Annotated in this window: 12 protein-coding genes; 5 read left to right on the top strand and 7 right to left on the bottom strand. The window is 49.3% G+C overall.

Translation table 11 applies throughout. The annotated features are described in order from the left end of the window. Positions 1-5: 5 nt before the first annotated feature. Both LLH06_RS15800 and LLH06_RS15795 read right to left on the bottom strand, forming a co-directional pair. Complete coding sequence (locus LLH06_RS15800) at positions 6-1,667, bottom strand: UxaA family hydrolase (RefSeq protein ID WP_228170260.1); 1,662 nt, start codon at positions 1,665-1,667, stop codon at positions 6-8. A 20-nt stretch (positions 1,668-1,687) separates the two neighbouring features. Continuing rightward, entirely contained in the window at positions 1,688-2,017 is a 330-nt protein-coding gene (locus LLH06_RS15795) for an L-rhamnose mutarotase (RefSeq protein ID WP_228170259.1), read from the bottom strand. Between the two features lie 139 nt (positions 2,018-2,156). Between LLH06_RS15795 and LLH06_RS15790 the strand changes: the two genes are divergently transcribed. From LLH06_RS15790 to LLH06_RS15780, 3 genes are read left to right on the top strand one after another with little or no spacing between them, the layout of a single operon-like run. Then, positions 2,157-3,029 carry an AraC family transcriptional regulator gene (locus LLH06_RS15790; RefSeq protein WP_228170258.1) on the top strand — a complete coding sequence of 291 codons (873 nt, stop codon included), beginning with the start codon at positions 2,157-2,159 and terminating at the stop codon, positions 3,027-3,029. A gap of 19 nt (positions 3,030-3,048) precedes the next feature. Next, the gene (galB, locus tag LLH06_RS15785) at positions 3,049-5,550 is read left to right on the top strand and encodes a beta-galactosidase GalB (protein WP_228170257.1); all 2,502 of its coding nucleotides are present in this window, start codon (positions 3,049-3,051) and stop codon (positions 5,548-5,550) included. Positions 5,551-5,592: 42 nt separating this feature from the next. Then, complete coding sequence (locus tag LLH06_RS15780) at positions 5,593-5,772, top strand: histone H1 (protein WP_228170256.1); 180 nt, start codon at positions 5,593-5,595, stop codon at positions 5,770-5,772. Positions 5,773-5,904: 132 nt separating this feature from the next. On the opposite strand, the gene LLH06_RS15775 is transcribed toward LLH06_RS15780, so the two are convergent. The 5 genes from LLH06_RS15775 to LLH06_RS15755 all read right to left on the bottom strand — a co-directional run bounded on the left by LLH06_RS15775 (position 5,905) and on the right by LLH06_RS15755 (position 13,341). Continuing rightward, positions 5,905-6,201, bottom strand: a complete 297-nt coding sequence (locus LLH06_RS15775) for a Dabb family protein (protein ID WP_228170255.1) — start codon at positions 6,199-6,201, stop codon at positions 5,905-5,907. Between the two features lie 72 nt (positions 6,202-6,273). After that, entirely contained in the window at positions 6,274-8,649 is a 2,376-nt protein-coding gene (locus tag LLH06_RS15770; protein WP_228170254.1) for a hypothetical protein, read from the bottom strand. Between the two features lie 8 nt (positions 8,650-8,657). Further along, entirely contained in the window at positions 8,658-9,824 is a 1,167-nt protein-coding gene (locus tag LLH06_RS15765) for a DUF4249 domain-containing protein (RefSeq protein WP_228170253.1), read from the bottom strand. Between the two features lie 3 nt (positions 9,825-9,827). Beyond that, a complete protein-coding gene (locus tag LLH06_RS15760) occupies positions 9,828-12,602 on the bottom strand; it encodes a TonB-dependent receptor (protein ID WP_228170252.1) in 2,775 nt (924 codons plus the stop codon). Positions 12,603-12,606: 4 nt separating this feature from the next. Then, positions 12,607-13,341 carry a hypothetical protein gene (locus LLH06_RS15755; RefSeq protein WP_228170251.1) on the bottom strand — a complete coding sequence of 245 codons (735 nt, stop codon included), beginning with the start codon at positions 13,339-13,341 and terminating at the stop codon, positions 12,607-12,609. A 219-nt stretch (positions 13,342-13,560) separates the two neighbouring features. Between LLH06_RS15755 and LLH06_RS15750 the strand changes: the two genes are divergently transcribed. Both LLH06_RS15750 and LLH06_RS15745 read left to right on the top strand, forming a co-directional pair. Next, complete coding sequence (locus tag LLH06_RS15750) at positions 13,561-15,693, top strand: FUSC family membrane protein (RefSeq protein WP_228170250.1); 2,133 nt, start codon at positions 13,561-13,563, stop codon at positions 15,691-15,693. 154 nt (positions 15,694-15,847) lie between these two features. Continuing rightward, the gene (locus LLH06_RS15745) at positions 15,848-17,077 is read left to right on the top strand and encodes a hypothetical protein (RefSeq protein ID WP_228170249.1); all 1,230 of its coding nucleotides are present in this window, start codon (positions 15,848-15,850) and stop codon (positions 17,075-17,077) included. Positions 17,078-17,087: the final 10 nt, after the last annotated feature.

Here is a 17,087-nt window from a genome sequence, read left to right as displayed (position 1 = left end):
CAGATCTATAATGAAACACCTCTTTTCCATGGGATGAAGTCATCCTGTCCCAATATTACGGCTTTGGGTTTGATATTGCCACTGGCCAGCTCGATCACATAGTCAAGTATGCGTTCGGCAGCCTGTGGAATGGTCTCCGTTCCTTCGATGATGGTACCGCAATTGATATCGATGATGTCGGGCATTCGCTCGAACAGCTTCGTATTGGTGGATAGCTTGACCACCGGGGCTACCGGGTTGCCGGTAGGCGTGCCCAGGCCGGTGGTAAATAGCACGATGTTGGCTCCTGCTGCTACCTCCGCTGTGGTGCTTTCCACGTCACTGCCAGGCGTGCAAAGTAGATTTAAACCTGCCTGGCTTACTTTCTCAGGATAATCAAGCACGGCCACAACAGGCGAGTTACCGGCCTTTTTAGCGGCCCCGGCCGATTTGATCGCATCGGTGATCAAACCGTCCTTTATATTCCCGGGAGATGGGTTGGCGTAGAAGCCGGAGCCATCTGCTTCCGCACGGGCGTTGTAGGTGCGCATCAGGTCCATAAAGCGGGTAGCCGTGCCTTCGTCAACACAACGGTCGCTCATTTCCTGTTCCACACCACAAAGCTCTGGGAACTCGGCCAGTATCACGCTGCCACCCATGGACACCAGCATGTCTGACAAATAACCTAAGGCTGGGTTGGCCGATATGCCCGAAAAGCCATCAGATCCACCACACTCAAGGCCGATGCACAGCTTAGACAGTGGAGCAGGTCTGCGTTGCTGGGCGTTGGCCTGTATCAAACCGGTAAAGGTTCGTTTAAGCGCCTCGCGCATCAGGATGCTCTCGGTACCTAATTGCTGCTGCTCCAGCACGATCAATGGCTTGCTGAAATTAGGGTCGCGTTTGGCGATCTCGTCCTTCAGGATACTTGCCTGCGCGTGCTGGCAACCGAGGCTTACCACGGTAGCACCTGCCACGTTAGGGTGGGTGATGTATCCGGCAAGTAGTCCGCACAGGGCGTCAGAGTCGGTACGGGTACCACCGCAGCCCAGTTCATGATTCAGGAATTTGATACCATCTATGTTGGGAAACAAGCGGTTGGCCGGCTGCTGGTCGGGTGTGCTTTGCAGGTCGGCGGTCAGTATCTCTTCCACCGTCTTGCCGGTACGGTACATGTCGATCAGGCTGTCCACCTCGTTCTCGTAACCTCGGGGTTTAGCAAAACCCAACTTAGCCGATAGGGCATCCTTCAGTACGTTAATGTTGCGGTTCTCGCAAAATACCAGCGGGATCACCAGCCAGTAGTTGGCCGTACCTACCGAACCATCGGCCCGGTGATAACCCATAAAGGTACGCTCCTGAAAGGCTGACACATCGGGCTGTTGCCAGTCGATCTTGCGACTGCCCATCTTGAAATCTTCAGAGGCATGTTCCAGGTTATCTACCGTGATAGGTCCACCCAAAGGGATCGGCTTGCTGGCCTTGCCTACCAATACGCCATACATGAACACCTCAGCGCCTGTATCAAGCGGCTGTATGGTGAATTTATGCTTAGCGGCCACGTTATCGGTCAGTAAGATGTCGTGCCCATTGAAATTGATGATGGTTCCTGCGGTAAGGTCGGCAAGGGCAACCAGCACGTTATCGTGCGGGTGTATCTGTAAAAAAGTATGTCGGCTGTCGCTCATCTTTATCTTTTAACGTTGTATCATAACTCAAATATGCGGTCCATCAGTACCCATTTTTCACCGGGCTGGCTTCCGGGTAAACGCTCCTGGTACTTCCACATCAGTTCTTCCCACTGCTGCACCTTTGCATTATCCGCATCGGCTTTGGCCTTTTCTTCAAAACTGAACGTAGGTGATACCTCCATAATCATGAAAAGGCGGGTACCTGCACGATAGATCTCCATATGCTCGATGCCGGAAGTATTTATGCTTTCCAGAACTTCGGGCCATACCTTACGGTGCCATTCTTCATATTCGGCAATAAGGTGCGGGTCGTTCTTAAGGTCAAGAGTAAGGCAGTATCTTTTCATGAGTATAACTGGTGATACAAATTAAGTTCATAAGCCAATAGCAATGTGCTATATTTTTAGCCACTTATTCAGTTATATTGTATCATTACTACTGATCTTAGGCGATCAGTAGTAATTAAGCTTAATTATATTTGCCGCCATGAAACCCCAGCTGCTCAAAGTATCGCGTGATCTGACCTACTCGTACAGCTCCCGTCGCGACAATATGCCCGACATCAATAACCGCTGGCATTTCCACCCGGAGTTGGAACTCATCTACTTTAAAAAAGGTGACGGCACTCAATTTATCGGCGATAACATAAGCCAATTCAACAGCGGCGACGTGATGCTATTAGGTGCCAACCTACCTCATTACTGGCGATTTGATGAACGATACTTTGATACCGAAGGCACTAACACAGTAGACGTTTGCGTGATCCATTTTGACGAACGCTTTTGGGGCGATACCTTGCTTTCACTACCCGAAAGCAAACGAGTGAAGCATACGCTCGATCAAGCCGTACGCGGTATACACCTTAGTGGTGATGAGGCACGACCGATCGGCTTGTTACTGGAGCAGATCATTAATGCGGACGGGATACGTAAGATCACGCTGTTATTAGAAGTGCTGGATATGATCGGTGCCACTGACGGTAAGACCTTGCTGGCATCGTTAGGATTCACCCATAACTTTCAGGAGGCTGAAAAGGATCGGATACATGACATCTATAATTATGCGCTTACCCACTTCAAGAAAAAGATCACACTGGCCGAGATAGCGGCGGTGGCTAACATCAGTCCCAACTCTTTTTGCAAGTATTTCAAGTCGCGCAGCCGCAAAACTTTCTCGTTGTTCCTGAACGAGATAAGGGTAGGGCATGCCTGTAAGCTACTTATAGAGGATCAACTGCCCGTAAAAGAGATCTGTTACGAGAGTGGCTTCTACAATTTTGCGAGCTTTCACCAATATTTTAAGCAGATCACCGGAAAAAGCCCATTAGGCTACCAGAAAAGCTTTGTTAAAGCGCAATAATGCGTATCATTGGTGTCAAATGATCAACAATTTTTTTATGCCGTTAAGTATCACGACGAAATTAGTGAGGATCGGTGGTGTGTTCTGTGCTGCCATCATCTCCAATGCTCTTTGTGCGCAAACTCGAACTGAGTACCTGTTAGACAAAGGTTGGGCCTTTAGCAAAGGCGAACGCCAGGAAGCTGTATCGCCAACCTATAATGACAGCAAATGGGAACATGTGACCATCCCTCATGACTGGGCGATCACCGGACCGTTCGATGGTAACAACGATAAGCAAGAGGTTAAGATCGAGCAGAACGGAGAAAAAGAGGCTTCTGTAAAGTCAGGCCGTACTGGTGGTTTGCCATTCATTGGCATTGGTTGGTACAGGCTGAAGTTCAAAGCGCCTGCCTTTGCCAATGGTAAAAGGGCATCATTGATATTTGATGGCGCCATGAGCAACGCCAAAGTTTTCGTGAACGGTAAAGAGGTTGGCGCATGGCCTTATGGTTATAACTCGTTCTATTTTGACGTGACCGATAAACTGATCGCGGGTGGCAATAACGTACTGGCCGTACGTTTAGAGAATTTGCCTGAAGCGTCGCGCTGGTACCCAGGTGCTGGTTTGTACCGTAATGTGCACTTGCAGGTTACCAACGCTGCACACATCCCGGTTTGGGGTACTTACATCACCACCCCGGTGATCAATAAGGAATTTGCTAAAGTGGCTATTCAAACCCAGGTGAGCCTTCCGGGCAATACTTTCAAACCGTTGAAATTAGTTACTGAGGTACTGGATCAGCAAGGTCAAAAAGTATCGGAAACTTCGAGCACACTGGCCGCCACCGATCAGCAGACCTTTAGCCAGCAAGCCATTGTTAGGTCGCCAAAATTATGGTCGCCTGAGACACCTGTTCTGTATACCGCTGTATCACGCGTGTATGACAACGACAAATTAGTAGATGAATACACCACCAAATTCGGTATCCGTTCGATCCGTATCGAAGCAGGTAAGGGTTTCTTTTTGAACGATCAGGTACGCAAGTTCAAGGGTGTATGTAATCACCATGATCTGGGTCCGTTGGGTGCGGCTATCAATGTTGCTGCCCTACGCAGGCAACTGACCATTTTGAAAGATATGGGTTGCGATGCCATCCGTACCTCGCACAACATGCCTGCTCCTGAGCTGGTGCAGCTTTGCGATGAGATGGGCTTCATGATGATGGTAGAATCATTTGACGAGTGGAAGACCCCTAAGGTAAAGAATGGCTACAGCCACCTGTTCGATCAGTGGGCGGAAAAGGATATCGTGAACATGATCCACCGCGATCGTAACCACCCAAGTGTGATCATGTGGAGCATTGGTAACGAGGTGCCAGATCAGAGCGCTAAAGGCGGTAACAAGATCGCCAAGATGCTGCAGGACATTTGCCATCGCGAGGACCCTACCCGCCCGGTAACTGCTGGTATGGACCGCCTGGACGCGGCGCTGAACAATAATTTTGCCTCGGTATTGGATATTGCTGGATTTAATTATAAACCAGCCTTTTACGACAAAGCTAACGACAGATTGCCACAGGGATTCTTACTGGGTACCGAAACAGCTTCTACCGTAAGCTCAAGAGGTATCTACAAGTTCCCGGTCGAGTTCTACAAAGAGAAACAATACCCGGATAACCAAAGCTCATCTTACGATTTCGAGGCCTGTCCTTGGTCGCAGGTACCTGATGACGAATTTGCGAAGCAGGACGATTTGCCATTCGTGATCGGTGAGTTCGTATGGACCGGTTTTGATTACCTGGGCGAGCCAACGCCTTATGATACCAAATGGCCATCGCACAGTTCTTACTTTGGTATAGTGGATCTGGCTGGCTTACCTAAAGATCGTTTTTACCTGTACCGCGCCAAGTGGAACCCAACACAGCAGACCTTACACGTGCTGCCACACTGGACCTGGCCAGGCCGCGAAGGTCAGGTGACCCCGGTGTTCTGCTACACCAATTATCCAACGGCTGAGCTGTTCATCAACGGTAAAAGCATGGGTAAACAAACCAAGAACAATACCAACAACCAAACGCGCTACCGCCTGATGTGGAAGGATGTGAAGTACGAACCAGGTACCCTGAAGATCGTGGCTTATGATGCTAGCGGTAAGGCTGTAGCCGAAAAAGAGGTGAAGACCGCAGGCAAGCCACACCACATCGTGATGAAGGCCGACCGCAACTCGATCACCGCTGATGGTAAGGACCTGGCCTATGTTGACGTGAGCGTGGTAGATGCTAATGGCAACCTTTGCCCTGATGCCAATAACCTGATCAACTTTGAGGTTACTGGTGCTGGTAGCTTTAAGGCTGTAGCTAATGGCGATGCTACCAACCTGCAATCATTCCAAAAACCAATGATGAACGCATTCAGTGGTATGATGGTGCCGATCGTGCAAAGCAGCGAGAAGCCAGGCAAGATCCAACTGAAAGCTTCGGCCAAAGGTTTGAAAGCAGGAGTGATCACTATCGATACGCATTCGTCAACTGCCAAATAAAAAGTTACATTTGCGGGCTTTAACTAAATAATTTCACATCTAATGGAAAAATTCAACCAACTGAAAGAAGTGATCGCGGCAAGCGAGGCTGATTTCACCGCGTTTTTTGAGAAAGGCAACAAAGCTGCCGGTACACGTGTGCGTAACGCCATGCAACAACTGAAAGCTCTTGCTCAAGAAGTACGCGAAGAGGTAACTACCTTAAAGAACAAAGAGAAATAATAGCTTATATTATTCTAAAAGATCAAGCCGGACCTTGCAAAAGGTCCGGCTTTTTTTGTGTTCGAACAATGTGATAATAAAAAAGGGATGGTCTCTGCTGAGCAATCCCTTTTTTATGCGGGGGTAAAGCGCTTATTGGGCGTCGTAGATCACTACTTTATCAAAGTATACCCTGAACTCGTCAAGGAAGGCCTGGTGCAACGGGTGAACCTGGTAAACGTTGTGAGCGTCGAGGTCATCAAAGGTCAAAAGCAAGCTGAAGGTGTAAGTGGTATCTACCACGGCGCGCTCGATAGGGGCCGGGGTGCCAATGTGTATGGTGCGTACCACCTCAACACCCTGAAGGGTCTCCAGGCTGGCGCGGAACGCTTTCTTTTGCTCGTCGGTAGTGTCGGCTTTAAGCCAAAAAAGTACGTGGTGTGCTATCATGATCAATATTTTTTCAAATATATAAATACACCCTTTAACGCACGGTCATAATTTGCATTGCCATCAGCCTGATCACTTCACTTCAAAGTTGAACACCTGGCTACCGCACTGGCCAGTGGCCGTCATACCCTGTACCACACCTACATATCTACCGGGCTGATCAGAGGTATAAAAGGAAGCCACGTGTTTGCCTGCTTGATCGGTAAAGGCGTCGGGCTGCCAGTATAGGGCGTTACGCAGGTCGGGCATTCGGCTGTTGCGTTGCTGCTCGGTATCGTACACCGGCGAGTAGAACTTACGCTCCAGTTGCAGACCTTCATAGTCCAAGATAACTGCCCTTGGGTCGATCTCTACACCGGCCATGTCATCCTTGTAACCTGTCATGCTCAGGATGCCGTCATATCCTGCACTGCCATAAAAGTATTTAGAGTTCACTACCTCAAGGCGCTTTACTTTGAGCGGGTCGATAGCGAACGCGCGGTTCATATCAAAGAACGGTATGCCGTTGTACATCACCAAAGGATTGCCGTCCAGCAGCTTCTTTTCGTTGAACATCTTTACCTTGAACTTGCCCCGGCTTTTGGTCACGAACAGCCACGAGGTGTATTCTCTGAACACCTCCTCGATAGAGGTGAACCTTACGTAAGCATCAAGGAAGTAGATTTTGTTAGGCTTGCCATAAAAGGCAGCGCTATCCACCATTGGGTTGTAAAACTCGCGCAGCTTAGGCGCCCAGTAAATGTTTTGCGCCTGCATGCCTATGCTGTTGTTCTCCAATGCGGCACGGGTATCAGGGTTTAGGCTGAAGTTGGGCAGCATAGTTGCCGATGCACGCTCTGCAAAAGGGTCGAGCAGTTGTACCCGATAGGTGCTGTCATAGTTGTAGTCGGTTTGGAGCACTACCTCGCCAGCACCGTAAAGGTCTTTGGTGTTGAAGAACAGCCTTCCTAACGAATCGCTCTTTGAGGAGAATAACTGCACTCGATTGCCCGGTATGGATAGATAGGCGTTGATATTTGGGGCAGGCTGACCGTTCAGGTCCACTAACTTTCCATTGATGATATGGCCGGTGTATTCAGGCATGAACCGGATCTCGGGCTTGCCGGTCATGACCTTGTCCCACTCAAAACGGCGCCAGCCCTGGGTGAGCAACAGGTTGTCTAAAGCTTCCGATGCCTGGCTGCCATTCTCAAAATAATAGGCAGGGTCTTCGATGTTACCTTTTAGCTCAGAGGTTAGCCATAGGTAACTTAAGATATGCTGCTTTGCAGGCATTTGTAAGGCATCGGTGCGGTACACAGATACCGAAAGATCAGAGGTGCGGGGCTTTTGCGCCTCATCCTTAGCGGTGATGGCAAGCGACACCTTTTGACGGGTGCTGTAACTTGCAGCGTCGGTGCCGGCACTGATCGTTAAGCGTTGGGTAGGCATTTTGAATACTAGGCGCTCGCACACCGGCTTCATTGCGCTGTTGAATAGGGTGATGTTGCTTACGCCTTCGCCCAGCTTATCTTTGCTGATCGTGAAGGTGGCTGCGCCGTTATTCAGCCCCATTTGAGTTGCCTGCTTAAGGCTTTGCCGCGTATGGGCCAACAGGAAAAGGTTATTATCGGTGGTACCTGAGGTCTTAACGGTCACTTCCCAGCTTTGACCGCGATCGGCTACCTGCATCACGTATCCACGCTCATCTACTGCCGGTATGGGTTTGATGATGTTTTGCTTGGCCACTTTGATCACAGCCCTGTAAGTGTTGCCCGCCTGGGGTGTGAACATCAAGTTGCCCATTCCAAAGCGCTGAGGGGCAAAGCGGGCCACTGTATCGTTCTTTTGATCAATGATGGCACCTCTGAAGGTGTTCGGTCCAACACCATCAGCACCGGTCACTTTAAACGCTAATTTAGAGGCAAGTCCGGTCACCAAATGGCCACCCTCCGGGAACAATTGTACATCATATCCCGCAGCTTTGCTCGCCGCAGCTACCTCGGGCGACCGCTGGGCGTTCACTATCGATAGGGGCTTTTCAAAAAAGTAGTCGGGCGAAAAGTTCTTCATCCAGGCCGTGTAGGCCCTTAAATGATAGTTGCCGGTGTTGATCGAAGCTGGCATGAACAGTGATCCGCTGCCACGACCTTCCTTCAGTGCTACCTTGGTCTGCAAAACCGGAACGTTCTCGGCGTTCAGTATCTCAATGTAGGCAACTTTGCTCAGGTTCAGCGGGCGGTTGCTATCGCCATCAACGTTATACAACTTGAACCAAAGTACTTCACCTGTGAGGTAAAGCTCTTTGTTAGTATGTACGTATATCTTTTCGGTAACGGCCGCGCGTTGGTAGGCGTTAAAGCTGTTTTGTAACGAGCTGAGGTTTTGCGCACGTGCTTCCGGGTTAAGAACGATACCTGCCGCCAACGTGGCCAACGCGAAGAGGTTTAGCTTGAAGTTGCTTGTCATGTAGTTGATCATTGCCAAAATGCAGGTCGTTTGTTGGATCCTCTTAAAGTACAGTCGATGCAGTTACCACGTTGACCGGTGTAGCCGATCACGGCACCTGTTTCCGGGTGTGTGTATTCTGCCGCAGGTATAGCGAATTTCGGTATCAGGATGTCGGTCACATCATTGGCCCTCGTATTGGGGTTGCGGAAATAGAACGTATCTAAAGGACAGCTATAACGTGGCCTGCTGTAGATGGAAGGCAGCTCAGATGCGCTAACGAATATCCGCTTAGTGGTCACGTTACATGCCGATAGGTAACCGATCACCGGCTCGGTAGGAGTGGTCACATTATGGATATTACTTTGCAGCATGGATGGTTGCGCATCAAATATGGATCCTAACTGCTCGGTGTTCTTTTTCAGGCGCTCCCAAAACTCAAAGGCATCTTTGTTAAGCGCATATTGTTTGACCAGGATGCTGTACTTGTAACTTACCTTTTCTTCCGACGATGGTACGGTGGTGAGCAGGTTGTCCTTGATCACATCCTGGGTCAGCTTCACTGATGAGCCGAGGCCGATGGTGGTCGACTCCACGGTCTTCCAGCAAGTGGTGATATCATCTGCCGGAAAGTTACGTGCCACGATCTGCTTGCCGTCCGACTTCCAGCTTGACGATACTGCAGAAATGAACTGATAGGTCTCGCTGAAATCCCACTTGTAGTAACGGGCTTTGCCTGTTGCATCATGGGTGTTATTATATATCTTCAGGCTGGCATCATCGGCCTTCCAGGTCACTTCATCAATGGCTGGGGTCACTTTTGGTACCACATAGTCTGACAGGTATTGCTTGTTATCACTGGTGCGTATACGCAACCGGTATTGTTTATTCGGGTCAAGTGCTAATGGCACGGTATAGTACACGCCGTTACCTTTTTGCGTAAGCGTGTAATTGTTGTTGGTATTGCTCTCGATGGTCAGCGTGGCGTTCAACTCAGGCTTGATCGCTGTTGATGCGGTTAGCTTGACCGTCCGGCTCAGTTTAATGATGGTAGAGTCGTTCCCGGTATTGATGTTGCCTTCCACCACCAGCCAGTTGGTATTGATGTTGGTATCGGGTGGCGTATAGGTCTCCTTACAGGTGATGGTCACCATGGCGATCGCCACAAGTAAGTAAATGATCTGTGTGCGTTTCATCTTTTAAAACCTTATGTTATAGTTGACGAATGGTATCGGGTTGGCAAAAATAGACAGGGTATAACCGTTGATACGGCCTTGTTCCTGGCTGAAATAAGTTGAATAGGCGTTGTTACGGCCGGTCAGGTTATACACTCCAAAGGTCCATGAGTTATGGAAACGTTGTTTTAGGCGGTGGTTACCTTCCAGGATCACCGAAACGTCCATACGGAAGATATCGGAGATACGGTATTGATTACGGTCAGAATACACCACCCGCTCGCCGCCAGCGTAATAGAAGCGGCCGATCGGCAGCGTAAGCGGCCTGCCGGTACTGTAAACGGTATTTAGCGAGAAGCTGTAACGGTGCGTAAAACGATAATTACCGATCAGGTTGAAAGCGTGGGGCTTATCATAATTTGCCGGATAGTAAGCGCCACCATTGATCAGCTCGCCCGCGTTGGGGTCATCCTGTTTCAGGAAGGTGCGCGAATAGGTGTAACTCATCCAACCGTTCAGCTTACCTGCGTTCTTTTTCACCAGGAACTCCACGCCATAGGCCTTTCCACGGGTCGATAATACATCGGTCTCGATATTTTGATTCAGCACCAGGGTGGCACCGCTCCGGTAATCCAGATAGTTCTTCAGACGCTTGTAATATACCTCAACCGACGTCTCCACGGTATTCGATTTGAAGTTCTTGTAGATACCGAACGATACCTGATCGCCAAATTGCGGTTTGATGTTCGGGTCGCTCAGCTTCCAAACATCAGTAGGCGATATGGCCGTAGTGTTCGATAGCAAGTGGATGTATTGGCGCAGCGTATTGTAACCGGCCTTGATAGAGAAGTTATCAGTAATGATATACCGTGCCGATAACCTGATCTCAGGACCGCCATAGGTCTTGATGAACTTGCCGCTGCCATAAGTGGTGCTGTCAAGCAGGTTCACTGTGGTACGTGGCAGGCCCGGTGCATAATTGTTCACTGTTTGTGGACCTAAGTAATTGAAGATCGAGTAACGCAGACCGAAATTCACGGTCAGTGCGTTGGTGATGTTGTACTTATCGCCCAGGTATAAGGCGCTTTCCAAGGCTTGTTCGGCAGGTACCGTTTCTGCGACCGTCAACGACTGTGAACCTACCGGTACGTTGCTGCCCGGATTCAGCTTGTAATGGATCGCATTTAAGCCAAATGATAGCGTATGCTTAGGGTTGATGAAATAGCTAAAGTCGCTTTTGAAGTTGATCTGGTTGATATTGAATGCGAACTTGTAAGCATTCACCGGGTTCACGGTACTGCTCACGCCATACTGGTAGCGGTCGTATCCACCTGAAACCACACTATAAAGCTTGTTATTGAAATTATGCTTCCACTTTAACGAGAAGTTACGGTTGCCATAATTATAAGAGGTATCGCTGTTCAGCCTGAAACCGTCGTTGCTGTAATATCCACTGAAATAAAGGTCGTTCTTTTCGTTGATGCGGTGGCTCAGGTTCAAGCTAAGATCGTAAAAGTTAGCACGGCTGTTCTTGTATTGAGCAGGCAGCAGATCAAGCAACCAATTAGCATAAGTGGTACGCCCACCGAAGATGAATGAGGTACGGTTAGAATCGATAGGCCCCTCTATATTAAAGCGGCTGGTAAGCAAGCCTATACCGGCCGATCCGGTAAATTTCTTTTTGTTACCCTCGCGATTGTTCACATCCAAAATAGAGGACAAACGTCCGCCGAACTTTTCAGGAATGCTGCTTTTGTACAATTCGATGTCCTTCACGATGTCTGGGTCGAACGCCGAGAAGAAACCGAAAAAGTGTGACGGATTATAGATCGTTGCGTCGTTAAGTAAGATCAGGTTCTGGTCGGCCGAGCCACCACGTACGTTAAAGCCGGTACTGGCCTCACCAACGGTTTGTACGCCGGGAAGGGTCAGGACTACCCGCAGCACATCGGCTTCGCCAAATACGGCGGGAACTTGTTTAATGCTTACGATATCCACTTTGTTCACACCCATCTCCACGCTACGTACGTTGGCGATCTTTTCGGCCGATATTCTCACTTCCTTAAGTGAGGTCACCTGCTCCTGCATATCAATGTTGAGCTTGCCGTCGGTGTAAAGTACCACCTGCCTGCGCGTGTCACGCATACCTAAGCCACGTACCAGGAAGGTGTGGGGACCGCGTTCCAACGTGAGCGAATAATAACCGAACTGGTCGGTCACCACGCCGGTCTTGGTGGCTGGGAGGTAAATGCTGGCACCGATCACCGGTTCGCCGCTTTTTACATCGCGTACATAGCCAGCAAGGGTCACTTTCCCGCTTCTGATGTTATTGCTGCGCACGCCTATCTCGTAGGTCTTATTCTCTGACGTGGCCTCGATCACCTTTTTTTCAGCAAGTGCGGAGGTATAATCAGGTGCGGCCGTTGTAGTAGGCCGGGTAGCGTTGGTCGGGGCGTCGTTGTAATACCCAGATGCAAGTTGAGTGAGGATAGCGATGTCTTTAGTAAGCAGTACCTGCTTTTGCGCAGTGATGGCAAAATGGTACTTAGTTCCTTTGAAAGCTGAATCAAGCACTGTGCTCAGCATGGCCCGCTCCAGGTGAAGCGTTACCCGTAAGCTATCGAACTTGCTGGCATCGTAAAAGAAACGGTAGCCCGTTTTAGCTTCCAGCTCGGTCACGAATTGGTTGACCCCGGCCTGCTCAAAATGAACACTGATAGGACCCTCTGAAGCTCGTTGAGCCAAACCCAGCAATGGTAAACCAATAAAGAAGAAAAATAACAAGTAAAGTTTATTCATGCGGTCATTGGCTTATCTGGTCGTAATAAGAGGTTAGTTTCACGATGGCGTTGATGCGGTTATCATCAAATTCGATCCTGTTCTTTTTGATGTAACTATTGAGCTCGGCCTTCTTGTCTTTAAATACGTTCAGTACCGACGATTTGCTGTTCACGCGATGGGCTTGCCGGTCCTTAATGATGTAGTAATTTTTTTCGCCTTTGAAGGTCACGAGCACGCGCGGTTGCACGGCCTCTTCGGTTCGCACCTTGTAGTGTTGGGTCAGTACGTTGCTTTTGCCGTGGTAATTATCTTCGTAAAAGCCCTTTTTAAGCACACCTGCGCTATCAGGTTTAGTGATATGGTAAAAGTGGCGGTCGTGCAGGTAAAACTCAGATACCAGGCTGTCCTTTAAAGTAAATATGGCTTGGTTGGTCGGGCGTAGAACAGCCAGTACGCCCTGGTAGCTGTCGTAAAGAGTGGAAATATCTTTATACCAGGTGCCGTTATATTTGATCACCGCCGGGCGAAATAAGATGGTATCACCAAAATAAGGGTCGCCTTTGTAAGCTTTCGGGGCGAAAAAGTATTCGCGTCCGTTGTATATCTCGGCATTATCGCCGATACCTTTGATGAATACTTTAACAGAGTTGCCGAGTGGCGTATCGGTCAAAGAGCTATCGGCAGGAATATTGTTAACCTGAGCCGAACTTGACAGCGCCAAAAATAGAGTGAGCAGTAGCAGAGCGGAACGCATCATTGCAGTGTGTCAGTTTAGGATCTTATTTATTGTCCGTTAAGCGATCATGAACGGGCAATAATATTATTGTGAAGTCTCAAAAATAACGTTCTTTTTCAGAAAACGGAACTTTTGATCATTTACTTGACGTAATTGATTGGGCAAGTGCTACAGTTACCTCAAATGATATTTGACGGTTAGTGAGTCATAACAGCCAAATGTTTACTTTTGATGGTGCAAATGAACTGGCTTTCGGTCAAAAAAAATATAGCTTATTTCCTGTCCAGCGAGTTCTTTACCGATGCGCTGCGGACGGTCATCAGTATCCTGCTACCAGTGTGGATATTATTCGAGGTCGGTAGCGCACAAATGGCCATTGCCGTGGGTATTGGTACCCTGCTCACCAGCCTTACCGATAGCTCCGGTACCTATGATGATAAGCGTACCATATCATGGGTGAGCGTTATTCTGTTCTTTATCGTAGCGCTCACTACGTCGTTCTGTTGGCCTTATCCATGGTTGATGGGCGCGGTGCTGTTCATCTTCTGCGTAAGTTTTTCGATGCTGACCGCCTTGGGTAACCGGTTCTCGATGGTTGGCACCACAGCTATCGCGCTTTGCGTGTTCATCAGCGGCTTGCGACCGGAGGATGGCTTTCAGTTCAGTGCGTACATCCTGGTTGGTGGAGTATTCTATTACGTGGTGAGCTTACTACAAGCCTGGCTGTGGCCGTTCAGGTCGTTAAGGCAAGCGGTAGCAGAGTGTATCATGGCTACGGCATCTTATATGAAGGCCCGTACAGCGTTCTACGATCATAATATCCCGCTTGATGAGTGCTATCACAACATCATTCCGCTGCACACCCTGGTAAGCGAACGGCAGGAAAATGTACGGGACCTGCTACTGCGCGACCGGCTGGCCATGCGGCCTGATAACAGCAAAGGACAACAAATGCTGCGCATAGCCATGCAGGTGATCGATCTTTATGAGCACATTACCACGGTGCATTTCGATTATCAGCACTTCAGACAGGCCTTTGGCGTGACCGGTGCGCTCGAGATCGTGAGCCGGTTGATCGAGATCATGTCCATTGAGTTGGAACAGGCCGGGCATGCTTTTTATTTGAACAAGCCGCTTGTGCAGGATCAGCATACCAAGGAGGTTGCCTATTTAGAGAGCCGGCTCAACTATGTGATCCAGCATGAAGATGTATCCAACCAGTTGCTGTTGACCGAGCTGCACCGCAACATCAAAGACATTAGTGGCCGCATTACCCAACTGAGGGCCATGCTTGCCGGGAGCAGCCAACGTCAAGAGGTTGAGGGTGGTGAGCCGCCCGTATACCAGGACTTTTTGACCTACCGCCCGCAGAGCATCGATCAGCTCAAACTTCATTTTAACTTGCGCTCACCTATATTAAGGTTCGCGTTGCGGTTAGCGGTGGCCTGCGTGTTCGCTTTTTGCTTGGGCCGTATACTGCCACTGGGGAAGTATAGCTATTGGATCATGCTGACCGTGGTAGTGATCATGAAGCCGGCCTATAGCATCACCCGTCAGCGCAATAAGCAGCGCCTGATCGGGACGCTTATAGGGGTGGGTATGGGGTTGCTGCTGCTGGCGCTCATCCATAATACGGTGGTGTTGCTGGTCATTGCACTAGTTTTCCTGCTGGGCTTTTTCACTTTCGCCAGGAGCCGCTATGCCTTGAGCGTGATGTTCATTACGCCCATGGTGATGCTTTGCCTGCACATTTACAGCGGCAGGCAAACCTTGTTCATCCTCGAAAGAGTGTACGATACACTGATCGGTTGTGGCATAGCCTTGGCCGCCTCGTACCTGTTCCCGGTTTGGGAGCATTGGGGGATCACCAATTACATCCGCGAGGTGATCAGAGCCAACTATGCTTACCTCGAGAACCTGCAACAACGCATCTCCGGTAAGCGTACCGACCATCACACCTACAAACTCATCCGTAAGAACGTTTATACCAAATTGGCCGATCTTTCGGCCGCCTTCCAGCGGGCCATGCTGGAGCCCGACCGCACACGGGTATCGGTAGAGGATATGCAACGCTTCCAGGCATTGAACCACCAATTGTACGGTACGGTGGCGTCCCTATCGTCTAATGGCGATCTTGACCAGCAGGTCCAGCCTGCACATTTACGATCGGTGAACGATGCGCTAAGCAGGTTAAAGTTAGGCATCGATGCGGAGTACCCGCTGGTCATAGTCCCGGTCGAAGGTCATCTGACCGACGCCGTTCCCGCTAACGAGGCCCCTCAAGGCAATTTGACGCAACAATTCAACAGCATTTTAGCTACGGCCACGCAGTTGGAAGAGCTGTCTGTCAGGCTGCAAATGCTGAAGGTTTAAGTTCACAAAGTATATTCTGAAGTTAAGAAGCGGTTAAGTGACCGCTTTTTTTGTGCGCTATGATGTGCAAAATTTAATGTCATATCCGGCAACTATCAGTGTGAACTTAACGTTAATTAATCGTTACCTTAGTATAACCAATTTGTAAAGCCTAATGAAGGCGCTTGTATTCATCGGAATGATCCTGTTGTTATGTGCTGCGGATTTGGCTCATGCACAAGGCCATGCTGTGCACGTTAAATTGGAGCTTTACAACGACATTTTCGAGGCAGACGCCGACGTTGCGATGCTGCCTGCATTGGACCGGCCGGTGAATAAGCGCACCATCAGCGCCTTTTATGATATGGTGAATGAGGCTAATTACCAACCGCTGATCAATGCGCTTGCAGCTTACCAAAAAAAGCATCAATTGAACGATTGGCTGTATTACCAGCTCATCCGCCGTGTGGCCCAGCAATTAGCCCCCAAACAGAATGATTACGACCGGTATACCCTTTACAAATGGTTCCTGATGGTACGCTCGGGGTATGATGCAAGGTTGGCGTTGGCCAATAATAAGCTTATTTTTTATGTGTATAACGATGAGGACATCAGCGATATACCTTTCTTTATGATCGATGGTAAAAAGTACATGTGCCTTAATTACCATGATCATCCCAATACCGACCTGCACCAGGAGCCCCCTTATCCGGTCAACATCAAAGTGCCGGATGCTGATAGGGCTTTTTCGTACGAGGTGACCCGTATGCCTGACTTTGAGCCTTCAGGGTATTTTGATAAGGAACTGGCCTTTGTATATCAGAACAAGACCTACAGCTTCAAGATCAAGCTCAACAGGCAGGTAGACAGCTTGTTCACTAATTATCCTGGGGTAGATTTCAAGACCTATTTCAACATACCGCTCACCCGCGAGACCTATAGTTCACTGATACCACTGTTAAAGAAGAACGTGGCGGGCATGAGCCAGACCAAAGGTGTTGACTACCTGATGCGTTTTACCCGTTACGCCTTTTTATACGAGAACGATGAACAGAATTTCGGTAAGGAAAAGCGCATGTCGCCGGAAGAAACGCTGTTCAATCAGTATAGTGATTGTGATGACCGGGCAGCCCTGTTCTTTTACCTCGTGAAGGAGATATACGACCTGCCTATGATCGCTATGCTGTATCCAACCCATATCACCATGGCCGTGCAATTCAATAAGCCGGTGGGGCGGTCGGTCATTTACCAGGGAAAGGCCTATTCGGTTTGTGAACCTACTTTGCAGCCCGATGATCTGCCTATCGGGCAGCTATCGCCTAAATACCAAAAGCAGCCTTATCAGGTGGTTTACCATTACGAGCCAGCCCGTACACTTCCGGGTCAGGCGGGCGCTCGGCAGTAGGGTAGCGGCT

The sequence above is a fragment of the Mucilaginibacter daejeonensis genome, from assembly GCF_020783335.1.
Lineage (GTDB): Bacteria > Bacteroidota > Bacteroidia > Sphingobacteriales > Sphingobacteriaceae > Mucilaginibacter > Mucilaginibacter daejeonensis.
Note: the sequence above shows the minus strand (reverse complement) of the source record. Positions and strands in the feature narration are given on the sequence as shown.